Origin of the sequence: Mesorhizobium sp. YL-MeA3-2017 (assembly GCF_030814575.1) — a bacterium.
In the GTDB taxonomy this organism is placed as follows: Bacteria; Pseudomonadota; Alphaproteobacteria; order Rhizobiales; family Rhizobiaceae; genus Mesorhizobium; species Mesorhizobium terrae.
On sequence record NZ_JAUSVH010000001.1, the window covers coordinates 1988208 to 2013156 of the forward strand.

The following is a 24949-nucleotide window of genomic DNA, read 5'->3' on the forward strand; positions in this document are numbered from 1 at the left end:
GAGGTAGTACATGTTGCGCAAACTGCTAATCGGAACGATGCTCGGCTCGGCGCTTACCGTCGGCTATACCGCATCGACCTATGCCGCTGGCGGCTCGGTCGAAGTGCTGCACTGGTGGACCTCGGGCGGCGAGGCCGCCGCGCTCGACGTCTTGAAGAAGAAGCTGGAAAGCCAGGGTATCACCTGGAAGGACATGCCCGTGGCCGGTGGCGGCGGCGAAGCCGCCATGACCGCGCTGCGCGCCCGTGTCACCGCTGGTGACCCGCCGACCGCCGTGCAGGCGCTAGGCTTCGACATCACTGACTGGGCCAAGCAGGGCGTGGTCGGCGATCTCGGCGATGTGGCCAACAAGGAAGGCTGGGACAAGGTCATCCCGACGGCCCTTCAGAACTTCGCTAAGCACGACGGCAAGTGGATCGCGGCACCCGTCAACGTGCACTCGACCAACTGGGTCTGGATCTCCAAGAAGGCACTCGATGCCGCTGGCGGCAAGGTGCCGGAGAACTGGGACGAACTGATCGCCGTGCTCGACAAGATGAAGGCCAACGGCATCACCCCGCTCGCCCATGGCGGCCAGGCCTGGCAGGACGCCACCATCTTCGACGCAGTCGTGCTCTCGCTCGGCACCGACTTCTACAAGGCCGCGTTTATCGACAACGATCCCAAGGCTCTTGGCGGCGACAAGATGGTCGAGGCTTTCGACCGCATGGCCAAGCTGAAGAGCTATGTCGACAAGGACTTCTCCGGCCGCGACTGGAACCTTGCCTCGGCCATGGTCATCGAAGGCAAGGCCGGCATGCAGATGATGGGCGACTGGGCCAAGGGCGAGTTCCTCAAGGCCAAGCAGAAGCCTGGTACCGACTTCGTCTGCATCCGCTTCCCGGGCACGCAAGGCGCCGTCACCTTCAACTCCGACATGTTCATGATGTTCAAGGTCGGCGACGACAAGAAGGCCGGGCAGCTCACGATGGCATCCGACATCGAGAGCCCGGACTTCCAGTCGTCCTTCAACGTGGTCAAGGGCTCGGTGCCGGCGCGCACCGACGTGCCGGACACCGCCTTCGACGATTGCGGCAAGAAGGGCATCAAGGACCTGGCGGAAGCCAACTCCTCGGGCAAGCTGTTCGGCTCCATGGCTCACGGCTATGCAGTGCCGGCGGCGGTGAAGAACGCCATGTATGACGTCATCACCCGCCACTTCAACGGCGAGCTGGACTCCAAGGCCGCCGCCAAGGCACTGGCTGAAGCAGTTGCCGCCGCGAAGGGCTGATAGCGTCTGAAACGCAGTGCCTCGGCTCCGGTCGAGGCACCCACTCTTTAATAAACCGGGGCTGAACCCATGGCCGACGCCACCATGACCGCGCGTGCTGCTGCAGCGAATCCGCGCGCCACCTTGCAAGACCTCTTGCCGAAGATCGTGCTGGCGCCGAGCTTCGCCGTGATCCTCATCTTCGTTTACGGCTTCATCGCCTTCACGGCCGTGCTCTCTTTCTCGGGTTCGAAGCTCCTGCCGGATTTCTCGACCTGGGTCGGGCTCAATAACTATGTGCGCCTGTTCAACCATCCCAACTGGATCACGGCGCTGCAGAACCTGGCGATCTTCTCGATCCTCTACATCGTCGTCTGCTCGGTGATCGGCCTGGCGCTTGCCATCTTCCTCGACCAGAAAATCCGCGGCGAAGGCCTGCTGCGCCCCATCTATCTTTACCCCATGGCGCTGTCCTTCATCGTCACCGGCGTCGCCTGGAAATGGTTCCTCGACCCCGGCATCGGCCTCGAGCACGTCATGCAGTCGATCGGCTGGGAAAGCTTTTCGTTCCGCTGGATCAAGGACGGCAAGATGGCGATCTACACCATCGTGATTGCTGCCGTCTGGCAGTCGTCCGGCTTTGTCATGGCGATGTTCCTCGCCGGCCTGCGCGGCGTCGACAACGAGATCATCAAGGCCGCCCAGATCGACGGCGCCTCGACCATGACCATCTACCGCCGCATCATCATTCCGCTGATGCGCCCGGTCTTCCTGTCGGCCTTCGTGGTGCTCGCCCACCTTGCCATCAAGTCCTATGACCTCGTGGTGGCGATGACCGATGGCGGCCCGGGTACAGCCACCTGGACGCCGGCGCTGTTCATGCAGAAATTCACCTTCGGCCGCAACGAGATGGGCATGGGCGCGGCCTCGGCGATCATCATGATGATGATGATCTTCGCCATCATCGTGCCCTATCTCTACTCCGAACTCGGGGGGAAGAAGAAATGAGCGCCCCCTCCCAGGACGTCGCCACCCGCAACGGCATTTTTGTCCGTGCCCTGATCTACGCCCTGCTGATCGTCTTCGCGGTCTACTATCTTTTGCCGCTCTACGTAATGCTGGTAAACTCGCTGAAGCCGCTGGAGGAGATCCGCCAGGGCAACATGCTGGCGCTGCCGCAGCAATGGACGATCGCGCCATGGCTGTCGGCCTGGTCGACGGCGCAAATCGGCGTCTCGCCGACCGGGCTGAAACCCTATTTCCTGAACTCGGTGATGATGGTGGTGCCCGCGGTGGCGATCTCGACCATCCTCGGTGCATTGAATGGCTACGTGCTGACCAAATGGCGCTTCAAGGGCGACAACATCGTTTTCGGCATGATGCTTCTGGCCTGTTTCATCCCCTTCCAGATCGTGCTGATTCCGTCGGCCCGCATCCTCGGCCTGCTCGGCCTCGCCGGAACGGTGCCGGGCCTGATCCTGATCCACGCCATCTACGGCCTCGGCTTTACCACGCTGTTCTTCCGCAACTACTACGAGGCCTTCCCGACCGAATTGGTGCGGGCGGCGCAGATCGACGGCGCATCCTTCTTCCAGATCTTCCGGCGCATCCTCCTGCCGTCGTCGGGACCGATCATCGTGGTTACCGTGATCTGGCAATTCACCAACATCTGGAACGACTTCCTGTTCGGTTCGTCCTTCTCCAGCGTCGATTCCATTCCCATCACCGTGGCGCTGAACAATCTGGTCAACTCCTCGACGGGCGTGAAGGAATACAACGTCCACTTCGCCGGGGCGATCCTGGCGGCGCTCCCTACCCTCATCGTCTACATCGTCTCCGGACGCTATTTCGTGCGTGGCCTGATGGCCGGCGCCGTGAAAGGCTGAGATACAATGCCCTTTCTTGAGATCGACAATCTCGAAAAGTCCTTCGGCGCCACCAAAATCCTCAAAGGGGTGACGCTCGGCATCGAGGAAGGTGGCTTCCTGGTGCTGGTCGGCCCGTCCGGCTGCGGCAAGTCCACTCTGCTCAACACCATAGCCGGGCTGGAGCAGATCACCGGCGGCGAAATCCGCATCGCCGGCAAAAGGGTTAACGACCTGCACCCGTCGAAGCGCGACATCGCGATGGTGTTCCAGTCCTACGCGCTCTATCCCAACATGACCGTGGGCGAGAATATCGGCTTCGGCATGGAAATCCGCGGCATCGCCAAGGCGGAACGCGACAAGGCGATCGCCGATGTGTCGCAATTGCTGCAGATCGGCCACCTGCTCGACCGCAAGCCGAGCCAGCTTTCCGGCGGCCAGCGCCAGCGCGTCGCCATGGGCCGCGCCCTGGTGCGCAAGCCGCAGGTCTTCCTGTTCGACGAACCGCTGTCCAATCTCGACGCCAAGCTGCGCATCGACATGCGCACCGAGATCAAGCGCCTGCACCACCGCATGAAGACGACCATCGTCTACGTCACCCACGACCAGATCGAGGCGATGACGCTGGCGACCAAGATCGCAGTGTTGAAGGACGGCATCCTGCAGCAGTTCGGTACTCCGGAGGAGATCTACAACAACCCGGTCAACATGTTCGTTGCCGACTTCATGGGCTCGCCGGCCATGAACCTGGTGCCGGCCACCATTGGGGAAACCGGCAACCAGCTCAGCGTCGAGCTTGCCCGCAACGGTTCGGCACCGGTGTCTCTTGCGCTGAACGGCGCGCCGCAAGGGCTGTCGGCCTATCGTGGCAAGCAGGTGATGTTCGGCATCCGCCCCGAAGCGCTGACCGATCCGGACGGCGCCGACCGCAACGCCACCCATCTGGTGACGGCGGACTGTCACATCGAGGTGGTGGAGCCGGCCGGCTCCGATACTTTCGCGGTGACCAATCTGGGCGGCAAGGGCGTGGTGGCGCGGTTGCGCGCCGACGCGCGCATCAAGCCGGGCACCACCGCGCCGCTGACCTTCAATCTGACCAAGGCGGTGTTTTTCGATCCGGCGACCCAGGAACGGATTGCGTAGCGGGCAACCATGTCTCCCGATATCGTCATCATCGGCTCCGGCATCGGCGGCGCCACGATCGCCTCCGGTTTGGCCGGAAGCGGCGCCTCGGTGCTGATCCTCGAGCGCGGAGAGAAGTTGCCTGCGACCGCGCATGCACGCGACAGCCGCTCGATCTTCGTCGACGGCCACTACCGGCCGAAGGAGATGTGGCGAGAGGCCGGTGGCCAGCCCTTCAACCCCGGCAACTACTACTATGTCGGCGGCAATTCGAAATTCTATGGCGCGGTGCTGATCCGCTACCGGCGCGAAGACTTCGCGGCGATGGAGCATTTCGGCGGCATCTCGCCAGCCTGGCCCTTCGGCTATGAAGAACTGGAACCCTGGTATTCGAAAGCCGAGCAACTGTTCCGCGTGCGCGGCAGGCTCGGCGAGGACCCGACAGAGCCTTTTCATTCCGTACCCTACGCCTTCCCGCCGGTGCCGGACGAGCCGGCAATCGCGCGCGCCCGCGCCGAGTTGAAGGGCATCAGCCTCAATCCCGCGTCGCTGCCGCTCGGCGTCGATATCGATGCCTGGCTGCGGGATGGAAAGACGCCGTGGGACGCTTTCCCGAACACTGGCATCGGCAAGATCGATGCCGAGACCGGCCCGCTTCCGGTCGCGCTGGCCGACAACAACATCTGCCTCGAAACGGGAGCCGCTGTCGACCATCTCGAACTGACGCCCGGCGGCAAGACGGTCGCCGCCGTACACTATCACCGCAACGGCGAGGCCAAGCGCGTCACGCCGAAACTGGTCGTCCTGTCGGCCGGCGCCATCAACTCCGCTGTCATCCTGCTGCGTTCACCGGCGCCCGGCGGCAAGAGCATCGCCAACCGTTCCGACCAGGTCGGACGCAATTTCATGAACCACAATTCGGCCGCCATGCTGGCGATCGATCCGCGCCGCAGAAACGACAGCGTCTACCAGAAGACGCTGATGCTGAACGACTACTACCTCTCCGACGGCAAGGGCGGAAAGCCGCTCGGCAATGTCCAGCTTCTGGGCAAGATCGACGGCACCATGCTGAAGGCCAATGTCCGCCTAGCGCCAAAATTCGCGCTCGATTTCATGGCCAGCCATGCGGTCGACTGGTACCTGATGTGCGAAGACCTGCCGGATCCCGAAAGCCGCGTCATGGTCGACGGCAACGACATCGTCCTGCAATGGCGCCGCAGCAACATGCAAGCGCTCGACCGGCTGACCCAGGTGATGCGCGAGCATTTTCGCGCCTGCGGCTATCCGATCGTGCTGTCCAGGCCATTCGACAAGCGCACGCCCTCGCACCAGTGCGGCACGGTCCGCATGGGCAGCGACCCGGCCACGTCCCCGCTCGATACCTTCTGCCGTGCCTGGGATCACGGCAACCTGTTCGTCGTCGACGGCGGTTTCCTGCCGACTTCCGCCGCCGTCAACCCGGCATTGACCATCGCCGCGCAGGCGCTGAGGGTAGCAGACCATATTCGCAAGACGGAGTTGAAGGCATGACCCGTCCCGTCGCCATCGTCACCGGCGCCAATCGCGGCATTGGCCTCGCCTGCGCCAACGCGCTTGCCGAAACTGGCTTCGACATCGCCGCCGCCGACCTCACCCCCGAGCCAAGCCCGGAACTGGCCGCAAGCGTCGGCTTACGCGGCGCGCGGCTTGCCTATCGCCGCTGCGACATCGCCAATCTCGCCAACCACCCGGCGGTGATCGAGACCGCGCTCGACGCCTTCGGCCACATCGACTGCCTCGTCAATAATGCCGGCATCGGCGCCGTGGTACGCGGCGATCTGCTGGAGCTGAAGCCCGAAAACTTCGACCGGGTGATCGACGTCAACCTGCGCGGCACGGTCTTCTTCACCCAGGCCGTCGCCAAGGCGATGCTGGCGCAGCCGCCGCATCATCCGAGATCGATCGTCACCGTCACCTCCGTGAGTGCCGAAATGGCCTCGCCCGAACGTGCGGATTACTGCGTCTCCAAAGCGGGCCTCGCCATGTGGGTAAAGACGCTGGCGCTACGGTTGGCGCCGGAGAATATCGGCGTGTTCGAGGTGCGCCCCGGCATCATCCGAACGGAAATGACCGCCGGCGTGGCCTCCAAATACGATGCCTTGATCGAGGGCGGGCTGGTGCCGGCCAAGCGCTGGGGCGAGGCCGCCGACATCGGCGCCGCGGTCGCTGCTCTTGCGGGTGGCAGGCTCGGCTTCGCCACCGGCTCGGTGATCCGTGTCGACGGTGCGCTGTCGGTGCCCAGACTATGAACGGATGATCCCATGACCGACTTCATCATCGTCGGCGCCGGCCCTGCAGGCTGCGTGCTCGCCAACCGGTTGTCGGAAGACCCGGCGAATTCCGTGCTGCTCCTGGAAGCCGGCGGCAAGGACTGGCATCCGCTGATCCACATGCCGGCGGGCTTCGCCAAGATGACCAAGGGCATCGCTTCCTGGGGTTGGTCGACCGTGCCGCAGAAACACATGAAGGACCGCGTGTTCTGGTACACCCAAGCCAAGGTTATCGGCGGCGGCTCCTCCATCAACGCGCAGATCTACACGCGCGGCAATGCCCGCGATTACGACGCCTGGGAAAAGGAGGAAGGGCTGGCCGGCTGGGGGTATCGCGACGTGCTGCCCTATTTCAAGCGCGCCGAGAACAACCAGCGTTATGCCAACGACTATCACGGCGACCAGGGCCCGCTCGGCGTCTCCAATCCGATCTCGCCATTGCCGATCTGCGAGGCCTATTTCCGCGCCGCGCAGGAAATGGGCATCCCGTTCAATCCCGACTTCAACGGCGCCGCGCAGGATGGTGTCGGCTACTACCAGCTGACCCAGAAGGATGCGCGCCGCTCCTCCGCCTCGGTCGCCTATCTGAAGCCGATCCGCGACCGCAAGAACCTCACCGTGCGCACCGACGTTTTGGTGACGCGCATCGTTCTGGAAGGCAGCCGCGCCGTTGGCGTCGAGGTGGTCGACAAGCCCGGCGGCCAACCGCAGATCCTGCGGGCTGAGCGCGAGGTGATCGTGTCTTCTGGCGCCATCGGTTCGCCGAAACTGCTGATGCAATCGGGCATCGGCCCGGCCGACCATCTGAAATCGGTCGGCGTCACGCCGCTACACGACCTGCCCGGCGTCGGCTCCAACATGCAGGACCACCTCGATCTCTTCGTGATCGCCGAATGTACCGGCGATCACACCTATGACAATTACGCCAAATTCCACCGCACCCTCTGGGCCGGATTGCAATATGTGCTGTTGAAGAAGGGACCCGTCGCCTCCAGCCTCTTCGAGACAGGCGGCTTCTGGTATGCCGACCCGACCGCGTCCCATCCCGACATCCAGTTCCATCTCGGCCTGGGATCCGGCATCGAGGCCGGCGTGGAGAAGCTGAACAATCCGGGTGTGACGCTGAATTCCGCTTTCCTGCGCCCACGCTCGCGCGGCACGGTGAGACTGGGCAGCGCCGACCCGGCCGCCATGCCGCTGATCGACCCCAACTATTGGGCCGACCCGTACGATCGCGAGATGTCGATCAAGGGCCTGCGGCTTGCCCGCGAAATCATGCGCCAGAACGCGCTGAAGCCCTATGTGCTGCGGGAGGTTCTGCCAGGCCCATCACTCGCCAGCGACGACGAACTTGCCGACTATGCCTGCCGTGCGGCCAAGACCGATCATCATCCGGTCGGCACCTGCCGCATGGGCCATGATGCGATGGCGGTGGTGACACCGGAACTGAAAGTGCGCGGCATCGAGGGGTTGCGCGTCTGCGACGCCTCGATCATGCCGCGCGTGCCTTCTTCCAACACCAATGCACCGACCATCATGGTTGGTGAAAAAGGCGGCGACATCATCCTCGGCCGTGAGCCGCTGCCGCCGGCCGTCTTTGCCGGCAACCGCGCGGCGTGAAGGAAAAACAGCCATGATCCGCCACTGCGTCTTCGTGAAATTCCGTGCCGACGTATCGACGACGGAGCGCGCCGCGATCCATGCCGACCTGTCGGCTTTGCGCGGCCTGATCGATGGCATGGGCGCCGTGCATTTCAGCGCCAATGTCAGTCCGGAGCCTTTCGCGCGCGGCTTCACGCATGGCTTCACCATCGACTTCGGCGATGCCGCCGCCCGCGACGCCTATCTGGTGCATGAGGCGCACCAGAAAGCCGGCGCGAGGCTGGTCGCCGCGCTCGACGGCGGCACGGACGGGCTGATGGTGTTCGATCTGGAGACTGCCGGCGCCTGAGCCTGCAGATGTTCAGAGCGGTCCGGATCGGCGCACTAGCCCATGCGCAGCGCGATGACGCCGGCCACGATGGACAAGGCCGCGGCGCCGCGCCAGGCCGTCATCTTTTCGCCGAGCGCGAAGACCGAGATCATCATGGCGAACAGGATCGAGCTTTCGCGCAATGACGCCACCGAGGCGATCGGCGCCTTGGTCATCGCCCACATGACGATCCAGTAGGCCGTGCCGCTCAGACAGCCGGTGATGATGCCCGCCTTCCAGTCGCGCGCCATCGCCGGCAGCGATTGCCGCCCGCGCACCAGAAGGCACAGGATCAGCGACCAGATGCCGTCGCAGAGGAACAGATAGACGGCATAGCTCGACGCGGTCGCGGCAAGGCGCGCGCCACTGCCGTCGGACAGCGTGTAGCTGGCGATGAACACCGACGTCGCCAGCGCGAAACCGACCGCGCGCAGATTGAGCTTTTCCAGATGCGCGCCGCCGCGGAAGGACATCAGCAGCGTGCCGCCACAGAGCAGCACGATGCCGACGATCGACAAAGTGCCCGGGATTTCCGAAACAACGAAGATGCCACCAATGGCCGCCAGCAAGGGCGCGGTACCGCGCGCCAGCGGGTAGGTCTGGGCCAGATCGCCGGCCTTGTAGGCGCCGATCAGGCAGAGTTTGTAGCCCATGTGGAAGAGCGTCGAGGCGAAGATCCAGGGCCAGACCTCGGCCCGAGGAAATTCGACGAAGGGCACCGCCACCAGCGCCATCGACGCCATGCCAAGCGTCAGCACCGTCACCGACAGGAAGCGGTCGAGATGAACCTTGACCATGGCGTTCCAGGTGGCATGCATGGCGGCGGCGGACAGCACCGCCAGGAAGACCAGAAGGCTCATTGCGTGTCGTGATCGGCCGTGAAAATGGTGCCCACTTCGAAGAACCGATTTGCCGGCAATCTGTTACCCGGCTTAGGTTCATTGAAGGCATAACCCGCCGCGAGAGGCCGGGCAATGGGCAGGCAAGGCCTGGATTCTTGGACCAGGAACCCGCCGATGGCGATCCGTCGCTTCCCACCATCGATTGAGATAAAGGCGAAACACGGCGCGTAAAGCTACGCCTGCCCTGCGCAGGCTCTGGGCGCGTGGCATTCAAAACAGCCAAACAATTGGTCTTTGCGCCGTGCGCACCGCCCCATCCCACTAAGGATGGAAGCGGCGGCGTTTCAGCCCTAGTGCAGAACCAGCACGTCGCCGGAGGAGAATGAAATCTCGGCCTTGTCGCCGACATTCGGCGGCGGCGTCGAGGAATTGTTGAAGGTGTCGAGCGAAATCTTGGACTGGCCGATGCCAACCCGCACCCGGATCACCGAGCCCAGGAAATGCACGTCGGAGATTTCGCCGGTGAGCTTGGCGTCGTTGCCGGGACGTTCGCCGAGCGCGATCGCCTCGGGGCGCAGCGCCAGCGACAGCGTGTCACCGGTCTTGGAACCGTTCAACTTACCTTTAAGCCCGATTTCCTCGGCATTGATGCGCACCCGGCCGGAACCGGCATCGCTGACCACGCCTTCCAGCACATTGAGGGTACCGACGAAATTGGCGACGAATTTGGTGGCCGGACGGTTGTAGATCTCGAAGGGCGCGCCGACCTGCTCGGCCTTGCCGCCATACATGACCGCGATGCGGTCGGAGATCGACAGCGCTTCTTCCTGGTCATGCGTGACGAAGATGGTGGTGATGCCGAGCTCTTTTTGAATGGCGCGGATTTCGTCGCGCAGCGACACGCGCACCTTGGCGTCGAGTGCCGACAGCGGCTCGTCGAGCAGAAGCAGTTTCGGCTTCGGCGCCAATGCACGAGCAAGCGCCACGCGCTGCTGCTGGCCGCCGGAAAGCTGGTAGGGATAGCGGTCGCCGAGTTGCGGCAGCTTGATCAGGTCGAGCATTTCGGCGACGCGCTTGTCGCTGTCAGCCTTCGGTATGCCGGCGACCTTGAGACCGAAGGCGACGTTCTGCGCCACGGTAAGATTCGGGAACAGCGCATAGGCCTGGAACACCATGCCGACATTGCGCTGGTTCGGCTTCAGCCGGGTGACATCCTTGCCGCCGACGATGATCTGGCCGGCCGTCGGCTCCTCGAAGCCGGCGACCATGCGCAGCACCGTCGTCTTGCCGCAGCCCGAAGGCCCGAGGAACGAGACAAACTCGCCGCGTGCGATATCGAGGTTGAAGTCCTCGACCACGGTGGTGGCGCCGAAGGCTTTCTTCACATGCTGGATGGAAAGGAACGGATCAGCCATGGGTTCAGGACTTTCTCGGGCTCAATTCGGGCGATTCGCCGATTTCGGCGCGAAACGGGACAGAACCTGGATGACCGACATGCAGCCCCAGGTGATGACGAAGGCGATGATGGCAAGCGCCGCCGGCTCATAGGCGCGGTTGGCGCCGATGTTCTGAAGATACGGGCCGAAGGCCGGACGGTTGAGCAGGCTGGCCATGGTGAACTCACCGATGACGATGGCGAAGGTCAGGAATGCGCCCGACAGCACCGCGATCAGCACGTTGGGCAGGATGACGCGGCCGATGATGGTGGTCCAGCCGGCGCCGAGGATCTGCGCCGCCTCGGTCAGCGTGCGCACGTCGATGGTCCTGAGGCCGGTGTCGACGGCGCGGTACATATAGGGCAGCGCCAGCGTCGCATAGCCGATGACCAGAAGCGCGTTGGTGCCCATGTCGCTCGACAGGAACGGCAGCGGCGAGTTCGAGCCATACATGCGGATGTAGCCGAAGACGATGACGATGGCCGGGATGACCAGCGGCAGAAGTGTCACGAACTCGACGACCGGCCGGAGCTGCGGCAGGCGTAGCCTGATCCAGTAGGCGGTTGGCACGACCAGCAGCACACCGAGGATGATGGTGAAGACCGCGGCTAGCACCGAGAAGGTGAACGTTGCCTGGAAGCGCTCGTCGCCCAGAACCACCTTGTAGGCGTCGAAGGAATAGGTGCCGCGCCGCATACGCATGGAGAATTCCATGGTCGCGATCAGCGGAATGAAGAAATAGGCGGCGCCGAGGATAAAAGTGACCCAGGCCCAGAATCTGCCCGACTTCATTTCAGCCACCTTTCCGAACGGGTCCGGAACCAGATGTAGAAGACATTGGCGAGGCCCGTGATGAAGATCATGCCGAAAGCGATGGCATAGCCGAGATGTGGATTGTGCAGCACGTCGCCACGGATCTGCGCATAGAGCAGGATCGGCACGATATTGAGCGACGAACCGGTCAGCGCATAGGCGGTGGCAATGGCGCCGAAGGCATTGGCGAAGAGCAGGATCACGGTGCCGAGGAAGCTCGGCCAGATCACCGGGATCACCACCATGCGCCAGTACTGCCACTGCGTGGCACCCAAGGTCGCGGCAGCCTCGCCCCATTCCTTCTTCAGGCCATCGATGGCCGGCGTGATGATGACCACCATCAGCGGAATCTGGAAATAGAGATAGGTGAGCGTCAGGCCCCAGAAGGACAGGACGTTGAAGCCGTGCTGGTAGGGGTCGAAGCCAAGCGCGCGCAGGAAAACGGTGACAAGGCCGAGCCGGCCGAGCGTCGCCAGGAAGGCAAAGGCCAACGGCACGCCGGCGAACTGCGAGGCCACGCCGGAAAAGGTGAGCGTTGCCGAGCGCGTCCAGTTGGGCAGGCCGCCGCGCACGATGGCGATCGCGATGGCAAGGCCGATAAACGCCCCGAGAAGCGCCGAGGCAACGGAAACCTTGATGGAGATCAGATAGGCGGCGACGATGGACGGTTGCGCCAGCTCGATGATGTTTTCCAGCGTGACGGCACCGTCACTGTTCTGGAACGCGCCGAGGATGAGATACAGCGTCGGCAGGATCAGGAACATCAGCGCGAAGATGATGAACGGCGCCACGCCCAACCATTGCGTGGGCAGCCGCATGGCCCGCGCCTGTGCTGGCGGTACGATCTTTCCGGCAGCAGCCGGTCCTGAAAGACTGATATCGGTCATGCCGGCCTGTCTTCGTTAGATAAAGTCCGGGCGGCGTGGAGCCGCCCGGACAATTGTCGTGAACTTACTTGACGTTGGCGCCGACCATCGAATCCCAGTTCTTGGTGATCGCTTCCTTCGACACCTTCTGCTCGTCGAGCGTCGGGAACGCGGCTTTTTCATAGGCAGCGGCCGGCGGCATCTTCGCGAGCAGCTCCTTCGGAATCGCGCCCTTCTTGGCGAGATCGTTGAAGCGGATCGGGTGGCAGTAGCCCTTCAGCCAGCCGAGCTGACCTTCGTCGGAATAGAGATACTCCATCCAGAGCTTGGCTGCGTTCGGGTGCGGCGCGTAGGCGCTGATCGCCTGAACGTAGACGCCGGCGACGACACCGGTCTTCGGCACGACGACCTCAACCGGAGGATTGTCCTTCAGCGTGTCGCGACCGGCGAGCGCATTGTAGTCCCAGTTGATCAGGATCGGCGTCTGGCCCTGGGCGAGCGTTGCCGGCTTGCCGATCACCGGAACGAAATTGCCGGCGGCATTGAGCTTCTTGAAGTATTCGAGGCCGGCCTTGCCAGCGGCTTCACCAGCAGCGGCGCCGCCCGACAGACCCGAGGCATAGACAGCCTGGATGGCCTGGTTGGACGCACGCGGGTCACCGGCAAGCGCGATCGAGTTGGCGTATTCCGGCTTCAAGAGATCGGCCCAGTCGGTCGGGGCGTTCTTGACCAGGTCCTTGTTCACCATGAACGAGAGAACGCCGTAATAGTCGCCGTACCAGAAGCCGTCGGCATCCTTGGCGCTGTCGGGGATCGAATCCCAGGTCGAGACCTTGTAGGGCTGGATCAGGCCGTCGGCCTTGGCGGACGGGCCGAAGGAGAGACCAACGTCGATGACGTCGGGAGCCTGCGGGCCCTTGTTGTCCTTGTTGGCCTTGATCGCCTCGATCTCGTCGCCCGAACCGGCGTCGGGATTGAGTTCGTTGATCTTGATTTCCGGGTACTTCTTCTTGAAGCCATCGATGACGGCGCCGTAGCCGCACCAGTCATGCGGCAGCGCGATCGTGGTGAGCTGGCCTTCCTTCTTGGCCGCAGCTGCCAGCTCGTCCAGCGACGAGGCCGAAGCGAAAGCGGAAGAGGCCATCAGGGCGACTGCCGTAAGGGAAAGCACTTTTCCCGTGAATCTGAACATTTTTCTCTCCGTTGAACTGACGCCGAGGGACGCCTGCGATGCGGTATCCCCGTTATATGACAGTCCGATGAAGGCGGACCGCCCCGCGCCCCGAAAGGCACGGAAAGTTAACTACTTTTGCCGGACACCCGCAATCGGGTGCCCGTTCGTTTTCCGGCTAAACTTTCTGGCGCCTCCTCCCAGCCCTTTCGTTCCCCTTGCTTTTTTTATTTTTCGCAAGTTCGCGAAAGACAGTCGCACCTGCCTCGCGCGTCTCTTATACCGTTCCCGACAAAGAGTTTTCCAAGAGCGACAGCGCCGCTTTCTTAGTCAGCTTCACCGGATTGCCGCCGGCAGTCGGATCGACGATTGCCATGTCGGCGATCAGGCCCTTGCGCTTCTTGTCCATGTCGAGGTCCTTGATGAGGCCGCCGAGCGTGTGCGGAACCTTCAGTTCCTTGCGCAGCTTGGTGATCGCCTTGGCGAAACCGTCGAAGCCGCCCTTGATGCCGCAATAGGCTGCGAGGCGCTCGATCTTGCCCTCGATGACGTCGCGGTTGAAGGCCAGCACATAAGGCATGAACACGGCATTGGTCATGCCGTGATGGGTGTCATAGAGGCCGCCGATCGGATGCGACAGCGAGTGGATGGCGCCGAGCCCCTTCTGGAAGGCGGTGGCGCCCATCGCAGCGGCGCTCATCATATGCGCGCGGGCGGTCAGGTCCTTGCCGTTGGCATAGGCTTTGGGCAGGTTCTCGAACACCAGCCGTACGCCTTCGACCGCGATGCCGTCGGCCATCGGGTGATAGCCCGGCGCGCAATAAGCTTCGAGGCAGTGCGCCAGCGCGTCCATGCCGGTACCGGCGGTGATGAATTGCGGCATGCCGACCGACAGCGCGGGATCGGCGATGACGATGGCGGGAAGGATCTTCGGATGGAAGATGACCTTCTTGGTGTGCGTCGCCTCGTGGGTCAGCACGCTGGCGCGGCCAACCTCCGAGCCGGTGCCGGCGGTCGTCGGAACGGCGACGATCGGGGCGATGGCGTTGCTGTCGGCGCGCGTCCACCAGTCGCCGATATCCTCGAAATCCCAGACCGGGCGGGTCTGGCCGGCCTGGAAGGCGATCAGCTTGCCGAGATCGAGCGCCGAGCCGCCGCCGAAGGCGATGACGCCGTCATGCTTGCCCTTCTTGAAGACGGCGATGCCAGCGGTGAGGTTCGATTCCACCGGGTTCGGGCGGACATCGGAAAAGACGCCGTAGGGGATCTTCGCATCGTCGAGGATTTTCAACGTCGAGGCCACCACCGGCAGCTTTGCGAGACCGGGATCAGTGACGAACAACGGACGCTTGATGCCAGTCGCGGCCAGCGCGTCCGGCAATTCGGAAATGCGGCCGGCGCCGAAGCGGATGGTGGTCGGGTAGTTCCATTTGGAGACGAGCTTGGACATGCAGTTTTCCTTGGAATGGGCGGCTAACTAGATCTTCTCGCGCAGGTGATACGACTTCGGCCGGGTCAGATTGTCGTAGCCGATCTGCGAAAGCGCCGCGCCCTTGCCGGTGTCCTTGACGCCGGTCCAGACAAGCGCGGGATCGAGGTAATCGCAGCGGTTCATGAACACGGTGCCGGTCTCGACGCGGTCGCCGATGGCCACGGCGCGCTCGGTGTCGGCGGTCCAGATCGAGGCGGTGAGGCCATAGGGGCTGTCGTTCATAAGGGCGACCGCCTCCTCGTCGTTGCGCACCTTCATGATGCCGACGATCGGGCCAAAGCTCTCCTCGCGCATGACCGACATCTGGTGGTCGACATTGGTCAGCACCTCGGCCGGCAGATAGGGCGAACCAGCCTTGTCGGCCGCGTCCCTGGTGTTCATGTGAGCCGTCGCGCCCTTGCGCAGCGCTTCGGCCTTCTGCTCGCGAATGAAGTCGGCAAAACGCGCCTGCGCCATCGGGCCCATCGTCGTTGCCTGGTCGAGCGGATTGCCGAGAACATAGCTCTTCGTCTCGGCGATGAAGCCCTCGACGAAATCGTCATAGATCTTCTCGTGCACGTAGACGCGCTCGATGCCGCAGCAGCACTGGCCGGAATTGAAGAAGGCACCTTCGACGAGATTGGCCACCGCATGGTCGAGCTTGGCGTCGGGCAACACATAGGCGGGATCCTTGCCGCCGAGTTCGAGACCCAGCGTCATGAAGGTGCCGGCCGCGGCCTTTTCGATGGCGCGACCACCGGCGACCGAGCCGGTGAAGTTAACGTGGTCGATCTTGCCCGAGCCGAGCAGCTTTTCCGTCTGGGCGTGGTTGAGCACCATGTTCTGGAAGACATGTTTCGGCAGGCCGGCCGCCTCGAAGGCCTTGGCGAAGCGCTCGCCGACCAGCAGCGTCTGCGCGGCGTGCTTGAGGATGACGGTCGAGCCCGCGATCAGCGCCGGCACGATGGTGTTGACGGACGTGAGGTACGGGTAGTTCCACGGCGCGATCACCATGACCACGCCGAGCGGGTCCTTCTTCACATAGCGGCGGAAACCGTCCTTCGGATTGGAGGCTGGCACCGGCGCCAGTGCGCGCTCGGCGATCTCGACCATGTATTGCGTGCGTTCCTTGACGCCGCCGAATTCGCCGCCGTAGCGCACCGGACGCCCCATCTGCCATGCCAGTTCCGGAACGATCTCGTCGCTCATGGCAACCAGCGCTTCCAGCATCTTCAGCATGTATTTGGCGCGCTCGGCGACGGGCACCTTCGCCCAGTCGGCCTGCGCCGCGCGGGCGCGCTCAACGGCGGCGTTAACCGCCTGATCGCTGGCGATCGGCCGTTCGACATAGATCGAGCCATCGATGGGGGAAGTAAGCTTTACGGTTTCAGTCATGCTTCGTTTTTCCTCATTGCGCGTCCTAGCCCGCCATCTCGGCAAAGGCCGGTCCGCTAACGTCTTGTCGTGGCGCGGGCGAAAGGGCAGACCGAACCCTGTTCGCCCTGCCCCGTCTCACCAACTTCGCCTTGCGATATCCGGTCACCGCGCCCTCCCACAAGAGGGAAGGCCGGCTCCCTCCTCAATATCGCTCGAACCCCCGGTGCAGTTCCCAATCGGTGATGCGTCGGTCGTATTCGAACTGCTCCCAGCGCGCCGTGTGCACGTAATGGTCGATGACGTCCTCGCCGAAAGCGGCCTTGAGCATCTTTGACTTGGCCATGGTCTCGGTCGCCTCGCGCAGCGTCTTCGGTATCTCCGGCAGGCGCGAAGCCTGGTAGGCATCACCCACGAACGGCTTCTGTAGTTCCAACTTCTCGTCGATGCCGGCAAGACCGGCGGCGATCAGCGCCGCGAAGGCGAGATAGGGGTTCAGGTCGGCGCCGCCGATGCGGCATTCCATGCGGATGCCCTTGGTGCCCTCGCCGCACAGGCGGAAGCCCGCCGTGCGGTTGTCTTCCGACCACATGATCTTGGTCGGTGCGAAGGTACCAGACTGGAAGCGCTTGTAGGAATTGATGTAGGGCGCCAGGAACCAGGTGAATTCCTTGGCATATTTGAGCTGGCCCGCGGACCATTGCTGGCCGAGGCTGGACAGCGTCCACGGGCCCTTTTTGTCGAAGAACAGCGGCGTCTTGCCGTCGGCGCTCCACAGCGAATTGTGGATATGGCTGGAATTACCGGCCAGGCCGTAATTGTACTTGGCCATGAAGGTGATCGCCTTGCCTTCGGAATCGGCGATCTCCTTGGCGCCGTTCTTGAGGATAACGTGGCGGTCGGCCATCTCCAGCGCTTCGGCGTAGCGCACATTGATCTCTTCCTGGCCCGGGCCCCACTCGCCCTTGGAATTCTCGATCGGAATGCCGGCGGCCTGCATCTCGTTGCGCAGGCGGCGCATGATGCCTTCTTCCTTGGTGGTGATGCCGATCTGGTAGTCGCCGATATAGGGCGACGCGGTCTCGATGCCTTGCCAGTGCTTCTTGCGGGCGGCGTCATAGCCTTCGCTGAACAGGTAGAATTCGAGTTCGGAGGCGAAATAGCCGATATAGCCGCGTTCGGTCAGCCGCTTGACCTGCTTGCGCAGGATGGCGCGCGGCGAATGGGCGAGGTCTTCATGGCTGTGGTGGTCGAGCAGGTCGCACAGCACCAACGCGGTCTTTTCGAGCCACGGCACCTGCCGCAGCGTTGCGAGGTCCGGCTTCATGACGAAGTCGCCATAACCCTTCGACCAGCTCGCCGCCTTGTAGCCGGGCACCGGCTCCATATCGATGTCGTCCGCCAGCAGATAGTTGCAGCCATGCGTCTCGTCATGCGCGGACTCGACGAAATACTGAGCCAGGAAACGCTTGCCGACGAGGCGACCCTGCATGTCGACGGCACAGGCGAGAACGGTGTCGATCTCCCCTGCCTGCACCGCCTTCTTCAACTGATCGAACGAAAGGTTGCCTGCCATTCTTAGAGCACTCCGGTTTTCATTTTTTAGGAACGGATTTGATGGAAGGGCGACCATGGCCGGCGACCGCCGGCCATGGTCGTGTTTTTGGGACTTAGTGGCCGCCAGCCGTCTCGCCGACGGCGCGTTCCGCGGCGGCGATCTCGGCGGCACGCTTGGCCACCTCGTCACCGATCGGCGGACCCTGGAAGCGGCGGCGCTCGATACCAAACCAGAGCACCACCAACAGGATGAGCAAGCCGATGGCGTAGTTGATCAGGATGTCGAAGGGCGGCTGGATGCCGGCATACATCAGGATCAGAACACCGAGCACGGTGATGCCGGCGAACGGCTTGGACCAGACGCCTAGACGGAAAGGCCCGAATTCGGTCCAGGTTTTACCTTCCGCCAGGAAGCCCGCTGCTACCGGCATCGCGTAGGACACGTAGAGGAACAGCGCACAACCTGCCGCGAGCGCCGCGAACGCCGGCGAGTAGAGTGTCGCCGCAACCGAAAGCACCGCACCCAGCCAAATAGCCGGTACGGGCGTACGCCATGTCGGGCTGACCGACTTCCACATCGAGGAGCCCGGCAGGCCGCCGTCGCGCGCGAAAGCGAAAATCATGCGCGAAGTGGAAGTGAGACCGGCCAGCGCGCAGATGTAGTTGGCCAGCACGATTGCAATGGCGATGATGTCCTTCAACCAGCCTGGTGCCGGCAAATTATTGAACAGATTGAACCATGCGTTGGCGCCGTCCTTGGCTGTAGCCGCGAGATCCGGGCTCGCAAGGATGAACGAAACCGCCATCACGAAGCCGAAGACCAGCGACCACAACACGGAATGAATCATGCCGCGCGGAACGGCAACGCGCGCGTTGTGGGTCTCTTCCGAAGTATGTGCGGAAGCGTCGAAACCGGTGATCGTATAGAGCGGATAGAGTAGGCCAATCAGGAAGGCGACCAGCGCCGTTCTTGCCTCCGGCACATAGCCGCCACCCGCTTCGCCAGTGTTGTTGACGAAGGTGGTCAGCCGCGAGAAGTCCCAACTCGCGCCCCAGATTAGGAACATAGCTGTAAGAACCACGGCGACGACCAAGATCAGATAACCGGAGAAATCCGTCAGCGCCGTCGTGATTCTGATGCCGAAATGGTTGAAGAGGGCTTGGGTCAGGGTGATCAGCGCGACACCGATTACCTGCTCCTGATAACCCCATTGCGACACGTCGTGGCCGAACACACCGGCCCATACTAGGTCCCTGAACAACAGGAAAACACCGACATTGACCGATGCGACGACGAAAATGAGGCCAAGTAGATTGATCCAGGCCGTTGCCCAACCCCAGCCTCGACCTCCTAGGATCGACGACCAGTGATAGAGGCCGCCCGCAGTTGGATAGGCCGAGCCAATTTGACCAAGCGACGCGGCAACAACCAACGCGAACAAGCCGCCGATAACCCAACCGATGGTAGCCTCAAAGCCAGCCCCGGTAGCCATCGCTAGCGGAAAAGACGTGATGCCACCCGCCAAAATGCAGATAATCGAGAAGGAGATCGCGAAATTTGAAAAGCCACTCATGCGACGCGCCAATTCTTGCGCGTAGCCCATAGAATGGAGGACCTTCACGTCCTCACTATTGTGTTCGACATTACCAGGCGCTGCCATGAGAGTGTTCCCTTTTTTATACCTTCAGATGGTGCCTTCAATCGAGTGGAGCGGCCGGAACGGCGGCGGCTTTGGCAGCCGCGCCGGCTCAAGACCGGTAAAGATGCCCGCCAGTCGTTCTCCCCATTTTTTCTGTCCGGCTTTGTCCCGGATCTCATCGTTGCGAATTTCAATCATTGCGCACAACAGGCCACGCGAGCGCGCGTGCCGCTCCAGGGTGAAGTAGACCCGGTCGGCAGGCGAGTAAGGCTGGTTGGCGCCAACGGTGAAGCCACCCTGCTGTTGCAGGGCGGCAATCAGCGGGGCCGACAACCGGGCGTCATCGTCATGAATGATGCCGATGTGCCAAGGGCGGTCGACACCCTTGTAAACGGGCGTGAACGAATGCACGGAGACCAGCCGCGTCTCCAGTCCGCGTGCCGCGCGCGTCTCGATCAGCCTGTCGATCGTTTCGTGGAACGGTTTCCAGCAACGGTCGATACGTGCCTGCCGGTCTGCGGCGGACAGGCCTTCATTGCCGGGGATGGCAGTTGTCTCGCTGACGGGCGAGATCAGGTCCGGCGCATCGAGCGGGCGGTTGCAGTCGAGCACCAGGCGCGAAATGCAGGTCTCGACCAGCGGCGCGCCAAGCCGTTCGCTCAATATCTGCGCCACCGGCAGGGCGCCGGGGTCCCAGGCAATGTGGCGGGTGAGCTCTGGGGCCGCGAGGCCGAGCGTTCCATATTCGGCGGGCAGGAAGTTGGAGGCGTGGTCGCAGGTAAAGACATAGGCGCCGTTTCCGTCCGGGTTCGTCACCCTCACGGAATCCGCCGTCGCAAGCTTTCCCCGGCTTGTCGTCTCCATCGATCCGCCGTCCCCTGGGAGCGTATCGTATGTTACGTATTTTGTGTCATTGCGCTCCCATGGATGATTTCATACAGTTTGCCGAACTTTGTCAAACGCCTTTTCCGAAATGCTTGGGGGTGCCGGGTTGGAAACGCAGACGACAACCACTTCCATCGCCGAACTGATCGCCGACCGCATCGACGCGATGCCAGCGGGCGAGCGCAGGGCGGCGCAAACGCTGGTCGCCAACTACCCGGTGATCGGCTTGAAGACCGTGGCCGACTTCTCCCAGCAGGCGGGCGTTTCGTCTCCCACCATCCTGCGTTTCGTCGCCCGCCTCGGCTTCCAGAACTACCCGGAATTCCAGTCGGCGCTGCAGGACGAACTCGCCGCGCAATTGCAGTCGCCGGCCTCGCGCGCCGCCACGGCGCCGAGCCGCAGCGATGCCGCCTCGCCGATGATCGAGGCGACGCTCGACAATCTGCGCGAGACATTCCGCCACCTCTCGGACCGGCAATTGAACGAGATCGCCGAGAAGATGGCCGACCACCGCGGCCACATGTTCCTGATCGGCGGCCGTTTCACCGACCCGCTGGCGCGCTACATGGCCGCCCACCTCGCCATCATCCGTCCCAACGTCTTCCACCTCGTCGGCCAGGAAAGCATGTGGCGCGACCGGCTGATCGACATGGGCAAGCGCGACGTACTGGTCATCTTCGACATCCGCCGCTACCAGGACAGCCTCATCCGCTTCGCCGAGAAGGCGCATCAGCGCGGCGTGCAGATCGTGCTTTTCACCGACCAGTGGCTGTCGCCCATCGCGCGTTTCGCCCGCCATGTGATTGCCGGGCGCACAGCAGTCCCCTCGCCCTGGGATTCGTCGGCGGCGCTGTTCGTGGTGGCCGAAACACTGATCGGCGCCGTTACCCGCCAGATGGAACCGGAAAGCGCCAGGCGCATCCGCGAAATGGAAGGGCTGCGCTAGCGCCAACCCCTCACCGGACCAACCGCCCTTCGATCGACCAGCGCGCCGCCAGGAAGTTAAGGACGGCAGCGACCACGATGCCGGCAATCTTGGCCGGCCACACACCGGTCCAGCCGGCGAGTGCGGCGATGAACAAGCTGGACACGCCGAGCGAGATCAATGCGCCCAGCGAGACAAAACGGAAAACCGAACGGCCAAGCGGGATCGAACGGTCGCGTTCGAACGACCAGAAGCGGTTGGCCGTGAAGGAGAAAGCGACGGCAACGAGCCAGGCCCCGACATTGGCGGCCAGCGGCGGCACGGCAACCCACAGCAGGGCAGAGAAGGCTGCGAGGTCGATGACCGTATTCGCCACGCCGACCACGGCGAAGCGCCCCATCTTGCTGCCAAGCGTGCGGCCAGGATCGTCGCTCATCGAGTGCCGCCTTGGATGCTGACGCCAGCTGCGTCAAGCATGGTGCCGAATTCTTCCGAAGCCAGGAAGTCGTATTCGGCCCGCCGCACCGCCTGCATCGGGTCGCGTGTGGCCAGAATGGCATCGACATGGCCCGGATGGCACATGAACACGCCCCCTTCCGGCAAACCTTCGACAGCGCGGCGCACGGTCGGCGCGAAATCCGACGGCCGGCGCCAGTCATAGATGCCTGCGAGCGGCTTCATCGCGGAAAATCCGGCTGCTTGCATCGATCGGTCGAACCCGCGCGCCAGCGCCGCGATGGTGGCCACCTTGAGTGCCGTCACGCCGACGCCCCGCGACAAAACGGGCGCGCCGCGCAACATCGGCCTTTGAGAGCCGGCGAAACGCATCTTCAGCCAATCCCGCACCACAGGCAGGAAATGCACATGTTGATGTCCGTCGATGGAATCGGGCTCACGGCCGAGCGCCTCGACGAAACGACGATGCTGCGCGTCGAGCTCAGTGTGGATGTCGATGGTGCCGAAGCGCCGACGCTTGAGCGGCGACGCCAGTTCGCCGAGTGAGGGCAATTGCCCTTGCGGCGCAAGGCCCGAAGGCGCCGTCAGCGCCGGCTGGTCGGTCAGCGTGAGATGCAGGCCGATCGCGGCACGGCCGACGAACGGCTTGATCCTTTCGGCGGCCTGTTCCCATTCCGGGAAGCCGGTCATGCAGCTCGTACCGGTCAATCGTCCGCGCCCGATCAGGTCAAGGATCGCGTCCGACACGCCGGGCGATAGGCCGTAGTCGTCGGCGATCAGGCGGATAGAGCGGGTCATGCGTCCGGCTTCTGCTCACCCGCGCCGCTGACGATATCGCGCACGATGTAGACAGGACGGTCCTTGCTCTCGCTGAGCGCCACCCAGACATATTCGCCGATCAGGCCGAGCAGGGCGAGGTTGAAACCGCCGAGCACGACAATGGCGACAAGCAGGGAAGGATAACCGGGCACGGCGATGCCGTAGAAAAACACTTCAAAGAAGACCTTGAGGCCGTAGATGCCGCCAGCCAGCGCAACCGCAAGACCCGACAGGCTGAGGATGCGCAGCGGCAGCACCGAGAAGGAGGCAAAGCCTTCCATCGAAAAGGCCAACAGGTTGAGCCGGCTCCATTTGCTCGTGCCGCTGACGCGCTGCCCCGGCGTGTAGGTCACCGCCTTGTGCCGGAACCCCGCCCAGGCATAGAGCCCCTTGTTGAAACGCCGCTTGTCGCGAAGCTTAGTCAACGCGCGCGCCACCGTCCCGCGCATGACGCGGAAGTCGCCGGCATTTTCAGGAATATCGAAGCGCTGGCTCGAATTGATCAGACTGTAGAACAGCTTGGCCGACTGGCTGCGCTTCCAGCTCGCACCTTCGCGATTGGTGCGGGCATAGACCACGTCGACGTCCGGGTTCTCGACCAGTTCGCCGATCAACTTCAGGCTCACCTCCAGCGAGTGCTGCAGGTCGGCATCCATGATCAAAACCATGTCGCCGCATGTCCTGTCGAGACCGGCCAGCACGGCCACTTCCTTGCCGAAATTGCGGCTGAGCCGGACGATTTCCCATTCGCCGCCCAGTGCCTCGGCAAAGCGCGCGGCGCTGTCGTCGACGCTGCCGTCATCGATCAGGATCTTGCGCGTGGCGAAACCGAAGCGACGGGAAACCTCGGTCTCCAGTTCCAACAAAAGCCGGGCGAAACCTTCCGCCGAGGCCGCCTCGTTCCAGAACGGCGTGACAATGTCGAGCGTGGGCTGGCGCTCAGGCATGCGCTTGTGCTCCGATCCGTTTGAACCTGCCATGCGCAACCGACCAGAACCACCACAATACCGGCAGGACGATCACGGTCATGGCGATGGGCCGGAACCAGAGCCGCAGGGCCTCGTGAAGATGCGAATTGATGCCCGTCAGCCCCGTCGCGAACAAGGCGATGGCGAGCACGGAGGGCAGAATGCCACCCTCCTCATTGTCCCACATCACCGCCAGTGCCATGCCAGCCGGCATCGCTAACACGGCGAAGGTGTTATACTCGACGCGCGGGTTGAGCAGGCTCATGTAGAACGCGGCGGTCAGGAAAATGGCGAGGCCCGCCAGGCGCCGGTCGAGATTGCGATCGTACCACAGCACCAGCCCGAGCGTCGGCAGCGCCACGGCAATCCGCACCAGTGTCGCTGCCTCGCTGGAGATCGGCATGCCTAAGGCGGTGAACGGCGCGGTGAAATCGGCCGTTTCGAAAACGACGGCCTTGTCGACCGACATCGAGGTCATCAGCGTGGCGAAATCACGATAAAGCTGGGTGACATAGTCAGCCGGGGCAAAGGCGTAGGGGATAGCCAGCACAAAAAGCAGCAACGCTAACAGCACCGGGATCAGCCGCAGCCGCAGCGCTCCGACAAGGAGCAAAACGATGATGGCGGTCGGCTTGGCAATCACTGCCACCGTCGCCCACAGGAAGGTTTCGACACGTCGGCCTTCGAGCGCCGACAGAACCAGCAGCCAGCAGGCACCCGCGAGCAGGATGGTCGCCTGGCCGTTGCGCAAGGCTCCGGCCGTGATCGGCACCGCCAGGAAAAGTGCATAGGACAACATCCAGAGCCGGTTGGCCGGATCGATCGTGCGGACCTGCCGCCACGCGGCATAGGTCAGAACAGCAAAGCCAACTATCCGCCACAAGCCGTCGCCGACCACGGGGCCAAGCTTCGTGAACGGCACATAGAGCACCGCGAAGGCCGGTGAATAGAGATAGCCCATGGCGATATCGAGATTGTAGAGCGGCTTGCCGTCGAGGAACAACTCGCTGGCCGTGCGGTAGCTGCGCATCACGGACCGATGGTCTGGCGCCATGCCGGATATAATAAGGATCGCCGCGAACCCGCCAAGCCAAAGTGCCAGGCCGCCCCAATCCCAAGCCTGTCTAGATTTTGCCATTGCCCAACATTGCCCAATGCCGGCGGCTTCCGATGAACCTGAGCCGCCTTTTATCAGGGCGCGGGCATATC

The 24949-nt window shown here is 63.1% G+C and carries 23 protein-coding genes; 9 read left to right on the top strand and 14 right to left on the bottom strand.

From position 1 onward, the window contains the following. The first annotated feature begins 37 nt into the window (after positions 1 to 37). From QFZ88_RS09240 to QFZ88_RS09275, 8 genes are all read left to right on the top strand, one after another. Complete coding sequence (locus QFZ88_RS09240) at positions 38 to 1270, top strand: ABC transporter substrate-binding protein (protein WP_244431173.1); 1233 nt, start codon at positions 38 to 40, stop codon at positions 1268 to 1270. A gap of 69 nt (positions 1271 to 1339) precedes the next feature. Further along, positions 1340 to 2257 carry a carbohydrate ABC transporter permease gene (locus tag QFZ88_RS09245; RefSeq protein ID WP_024927077.1) on the top strand — a complete coding sequence of 306 codons (918 nt, stop codon included), beginning with the start codon at positions 1340 to 1342 and terminating at the stop codon, positions 2255 to 2257. Further along, positions 2254 to 3135 (top strand): carbohydrate ABC transporter permease, encoded by an 882-nt coding sequence (locus QFZ88_RS09250; RefSeq protein WP_024927078.1) that lies wholly within the window; start codon positions 2254 to 2256, stop codon positions 3133 to 3135. Before QFZ88_RS09245 ends, QFZ88_RS09250 begins: the two co-directional genes overlap by 4 nt. Positions 3136 to 3141: 6 nt before the next feature. Further along, complete coding sequence (locus QFZ88_RS09255) at positions 3142 to 4257, top strand: ABC transporter ATP-binding protein (protein WP_024927256.1); 1116 nt, start codon at positions 3142 to 3144, stop codon at positions 4255 to 4257. A gap of 9 nt (positions 4258 to 4266) precedes the next feature. Further along, entirely contained in the window at positions 4267 to 5766 is a 1500-nt protein-coding gene (locus tag QFZ88_RS09260) for a GMC oxidoreductase (RefSeq protein ID WP_024927099.1), read from the top strand. Further along, on the top strand, positions 5763 to 6524 hold the full coding sequence (locus tag QFZ88_RS09265) for a 3-ketoacyl-ACP reductase (protein ID WP_024927100.1): 762 nt from the start codon (positions 5763 to 5765) through the stop codon (positions 6522 to 6524). Before QFZ88_RS09260 ends, QFZ88_RS09265 begins: the two co-directional genes overlap by 4 nt. A 12-nt stretch (positions 6525 to 6536) precedes the next feature. Next, positions 6537 to 8165, top strand: coding sequence for a GMC family oxidoreductase (locus QFZ88_RS09270; RefSeq protein ID WP_024927101.1), 1629 nt, complete (start codon positions 6537 to 6539; stop codon positions 8163 to 8165). A gap of 13 nt (positions 8166 to 8178) precedes the next feature. Beyond that, positions 8179 to 8496: a Dabb family protein gene (locus QFZ88_RS09275; RefSeq protein WP_024927102.1), complete on the top strand. Its 318-nt coding sequence runs from the start codon at positions 8179 to 8181 to the stop codon at positions 8494 to 8496. Positions 8497 to 8531: 35 nt separating this feature from the next. Here QFZ88_RS09275 and QFZ88_RS09280 read toward each other — a convergent pair whose 3' ends face one another. From QFZ88_RS09280 to QFZ88_RS09325, 10 genes are all read right to left on the bottom strand, one after another. After that, positions 8532 to 9377, bottom strand: a complete 846-nt coding sequence (locus QFZ88_RS09280; RefSeq protein WP_024927103.1) for an EamA family transporter — start codon at positions 9375 to 9377, stop codon at positions 8532 to 8534. Positions 9378 to 9709: 332 nt separating this feature from the next. Beyond that, positions 9710 to 10774, bottom strand: a complete 1065-nt coding sequence (locus QFZ88_RS09285; RefSeq protein ID WP_024927255.1) for an ABC transporter ATP-binding protein — start codon at positions 10772 to 10774, stop codon at positions 9710 to 9712. 21 nt (positions 10775 to 10795) lie between these two features. Beyond that, a complete protein-coding gene (locus tag QFZ88_RS09290; protein WP_024926897.1) occupies positions 10796 to 11587 on the bottom strand; it encodes an ABC transporter permease in 792 nt (263 codons plus the stop codon). Continuing rightward, complete coding sequence (locus tag QFZ88_RS09295) at positions 11584 to 12495, bottom strand: ABC transporter permease (protein WP_024926898.1); 912 nt, start codon at positions 12493 to 12495, stop codon at positions 11584 to 11586. Before QFZ88_RS09295 ends, QFZ88_RS09290 begins: the two co-directional genes overlap by 4 nt. Positions 12496 to 12559: 64 nt before the next feature. After that, the gene (locus tag QFZ88_RS09300; RefSeq protein ID WP_024926899.1) at positions 12560 to 13666 is read right to left on the bottom strand and encodes an ABC transporter substrate-binding protein; all 1107 of its coding nucleotides are present in this window, start codon (positions 13664 to 13666) and stop codon (positions 12560 to 12562) included. 256 nt (positions 13667 to 13922) lie between these two features. Then, positions 13923 to 15095 carry an iron-containing alcohol dehydrogenase gene (locus QFZ88_RS09305; protein WP_024926900.1) on the bottom strand — a complete coding sequence of 391 codons (1173 nt, stop codon included), beginning with the start codon at positions 15093 to 15095 and terminating at the stop codon, positions 13923 to 13925. Positions 15096 to 15122: 27 nt separating this feature from the next. After that, positions 15123 to 16511: an aldehyde dehydrogenase family protein gene (locus QFZ88_RS09310; protein WP_024926901.1), complete on the bottom strand. Its 1389-nt coding sequence runs from the start codon at positions 16509 to 16511 to the stop codon at positions 15123 to 15125. A gap of 184 nt (positions 16512 to 16695) precedes the next feature. After that, positions 16696 to 18066 (bottom strand): glutamine synthetase family protein, encoded by a 1371-nt coding sequence (locus QFZ88_RS09315; protein ID WP_024926902.1) that lies wholly within the window; start codon positions 18064 to 18066, stop codon positions 16696 to 16698. A gap of 94 nt (positions 18067 to 18160) precedes the next feature. Next, positions 18161 to 19708: an amino acid permease gene (locus QFZ88_RS09320; RefSeq protein WP_024926903.1), complete on the bottom strand. Its 1548-nt coding sequence runs from the start codon at positions 19706 to 19708 to the stop codon at positions 18161 to 18163. 24 nt (positions 19709 to 19732) lie between these two features. Further along, positions 19733 to 20551, bottom strand: coding sequence for an N-formylglutamate amidohydrolase (locus tag QFZ88_RS09325; protein WP_024926904.1), 819 nt, complete (start codon positions 20549 to 20551; stop codon positions 19733 to 19735). A 109-nt stretch (positions 20552 to 20660) separates the two neighbouring features. On the opposite strand from QFZ88_RS09325, the gene QFZ88_RS09330 reads away from it, so the two are divergent. After that, positions 20661 to 21518, top strand: a complete 858-nt coding sequence (locus QFZ88_RS09330; protein WP_051504803.1) for a MurR/RpiR family transcriptional regulator — start codon at positions 20661 to 20663, stop codon at positions 21516 to 21518. 10 nt (positions 21519 to 21528) lie between these two features. Here QFZ88_RS09330 and QFZ88_RS09335 read toward each other — a convergent pair whose 3' ends face one another. Genes QFZ88_RS09335 through QFZ88_RS09350 form a run of 4 tightly spaced genes read right to left on the bottom strand, consistent with a single transcriptional unit; the run spans position 21529 to position 24878 of the window. Further along, on the bottom strand, positions 21529 to 21933 hold the full coding sequence (locus QFZ88_RS09335) for a GtrA family protein (protein WP_024926906.1): 405 nt from the start codon (positions 21931 to 21933) through the stop codon (positions 21529 to 21531). Next, on the bottom strand, positions 21930 to 22751 hold the full coding sequence (locus QFZ88_RS09340) for a ChbG/HpnK family deacetylase (RefSeq protein WP_024926907.1): 822 nt from the start codon (positions 22749 to 22751) through the stop codon (positions 21930 to 21932). Before QFZ88_RS09340 ends, QFZ88_RS09335 begins: the two co-directional genes overlap by 4 nt. After that, complete coding sequence (locus tag QFZ88_RS09345; protein WP_024926908.1) at positions 22748 to 23719, bottom strand: glycosyltransferase family 2 protein; 972 nt, start codon at positions 23717 to 23719, stop codon at positions 22748 to 22750. Before QFZ88_RS09345 ends, QFZ88_RS09340 begins: the two co-directional genes overlap by 4 nt. Further along, positions 23712 to 24878: a glycosyltransferase family 87 protein gene (locus QFZ88_RS09350; protein ID WP_024926909.1), complete on the bottom strand. Its 1167-nt coding sequence runs from the start codon at positions 24876 to 24878 to the stop codon at positions 23712 to 23714. Before QFZ88_RS09350 ends, QFZ88_RS09345 begins: the two co-directional genes overlap by 8 nt. Positions 24879 to 24949: the final 71 nt, after the last annotated feature.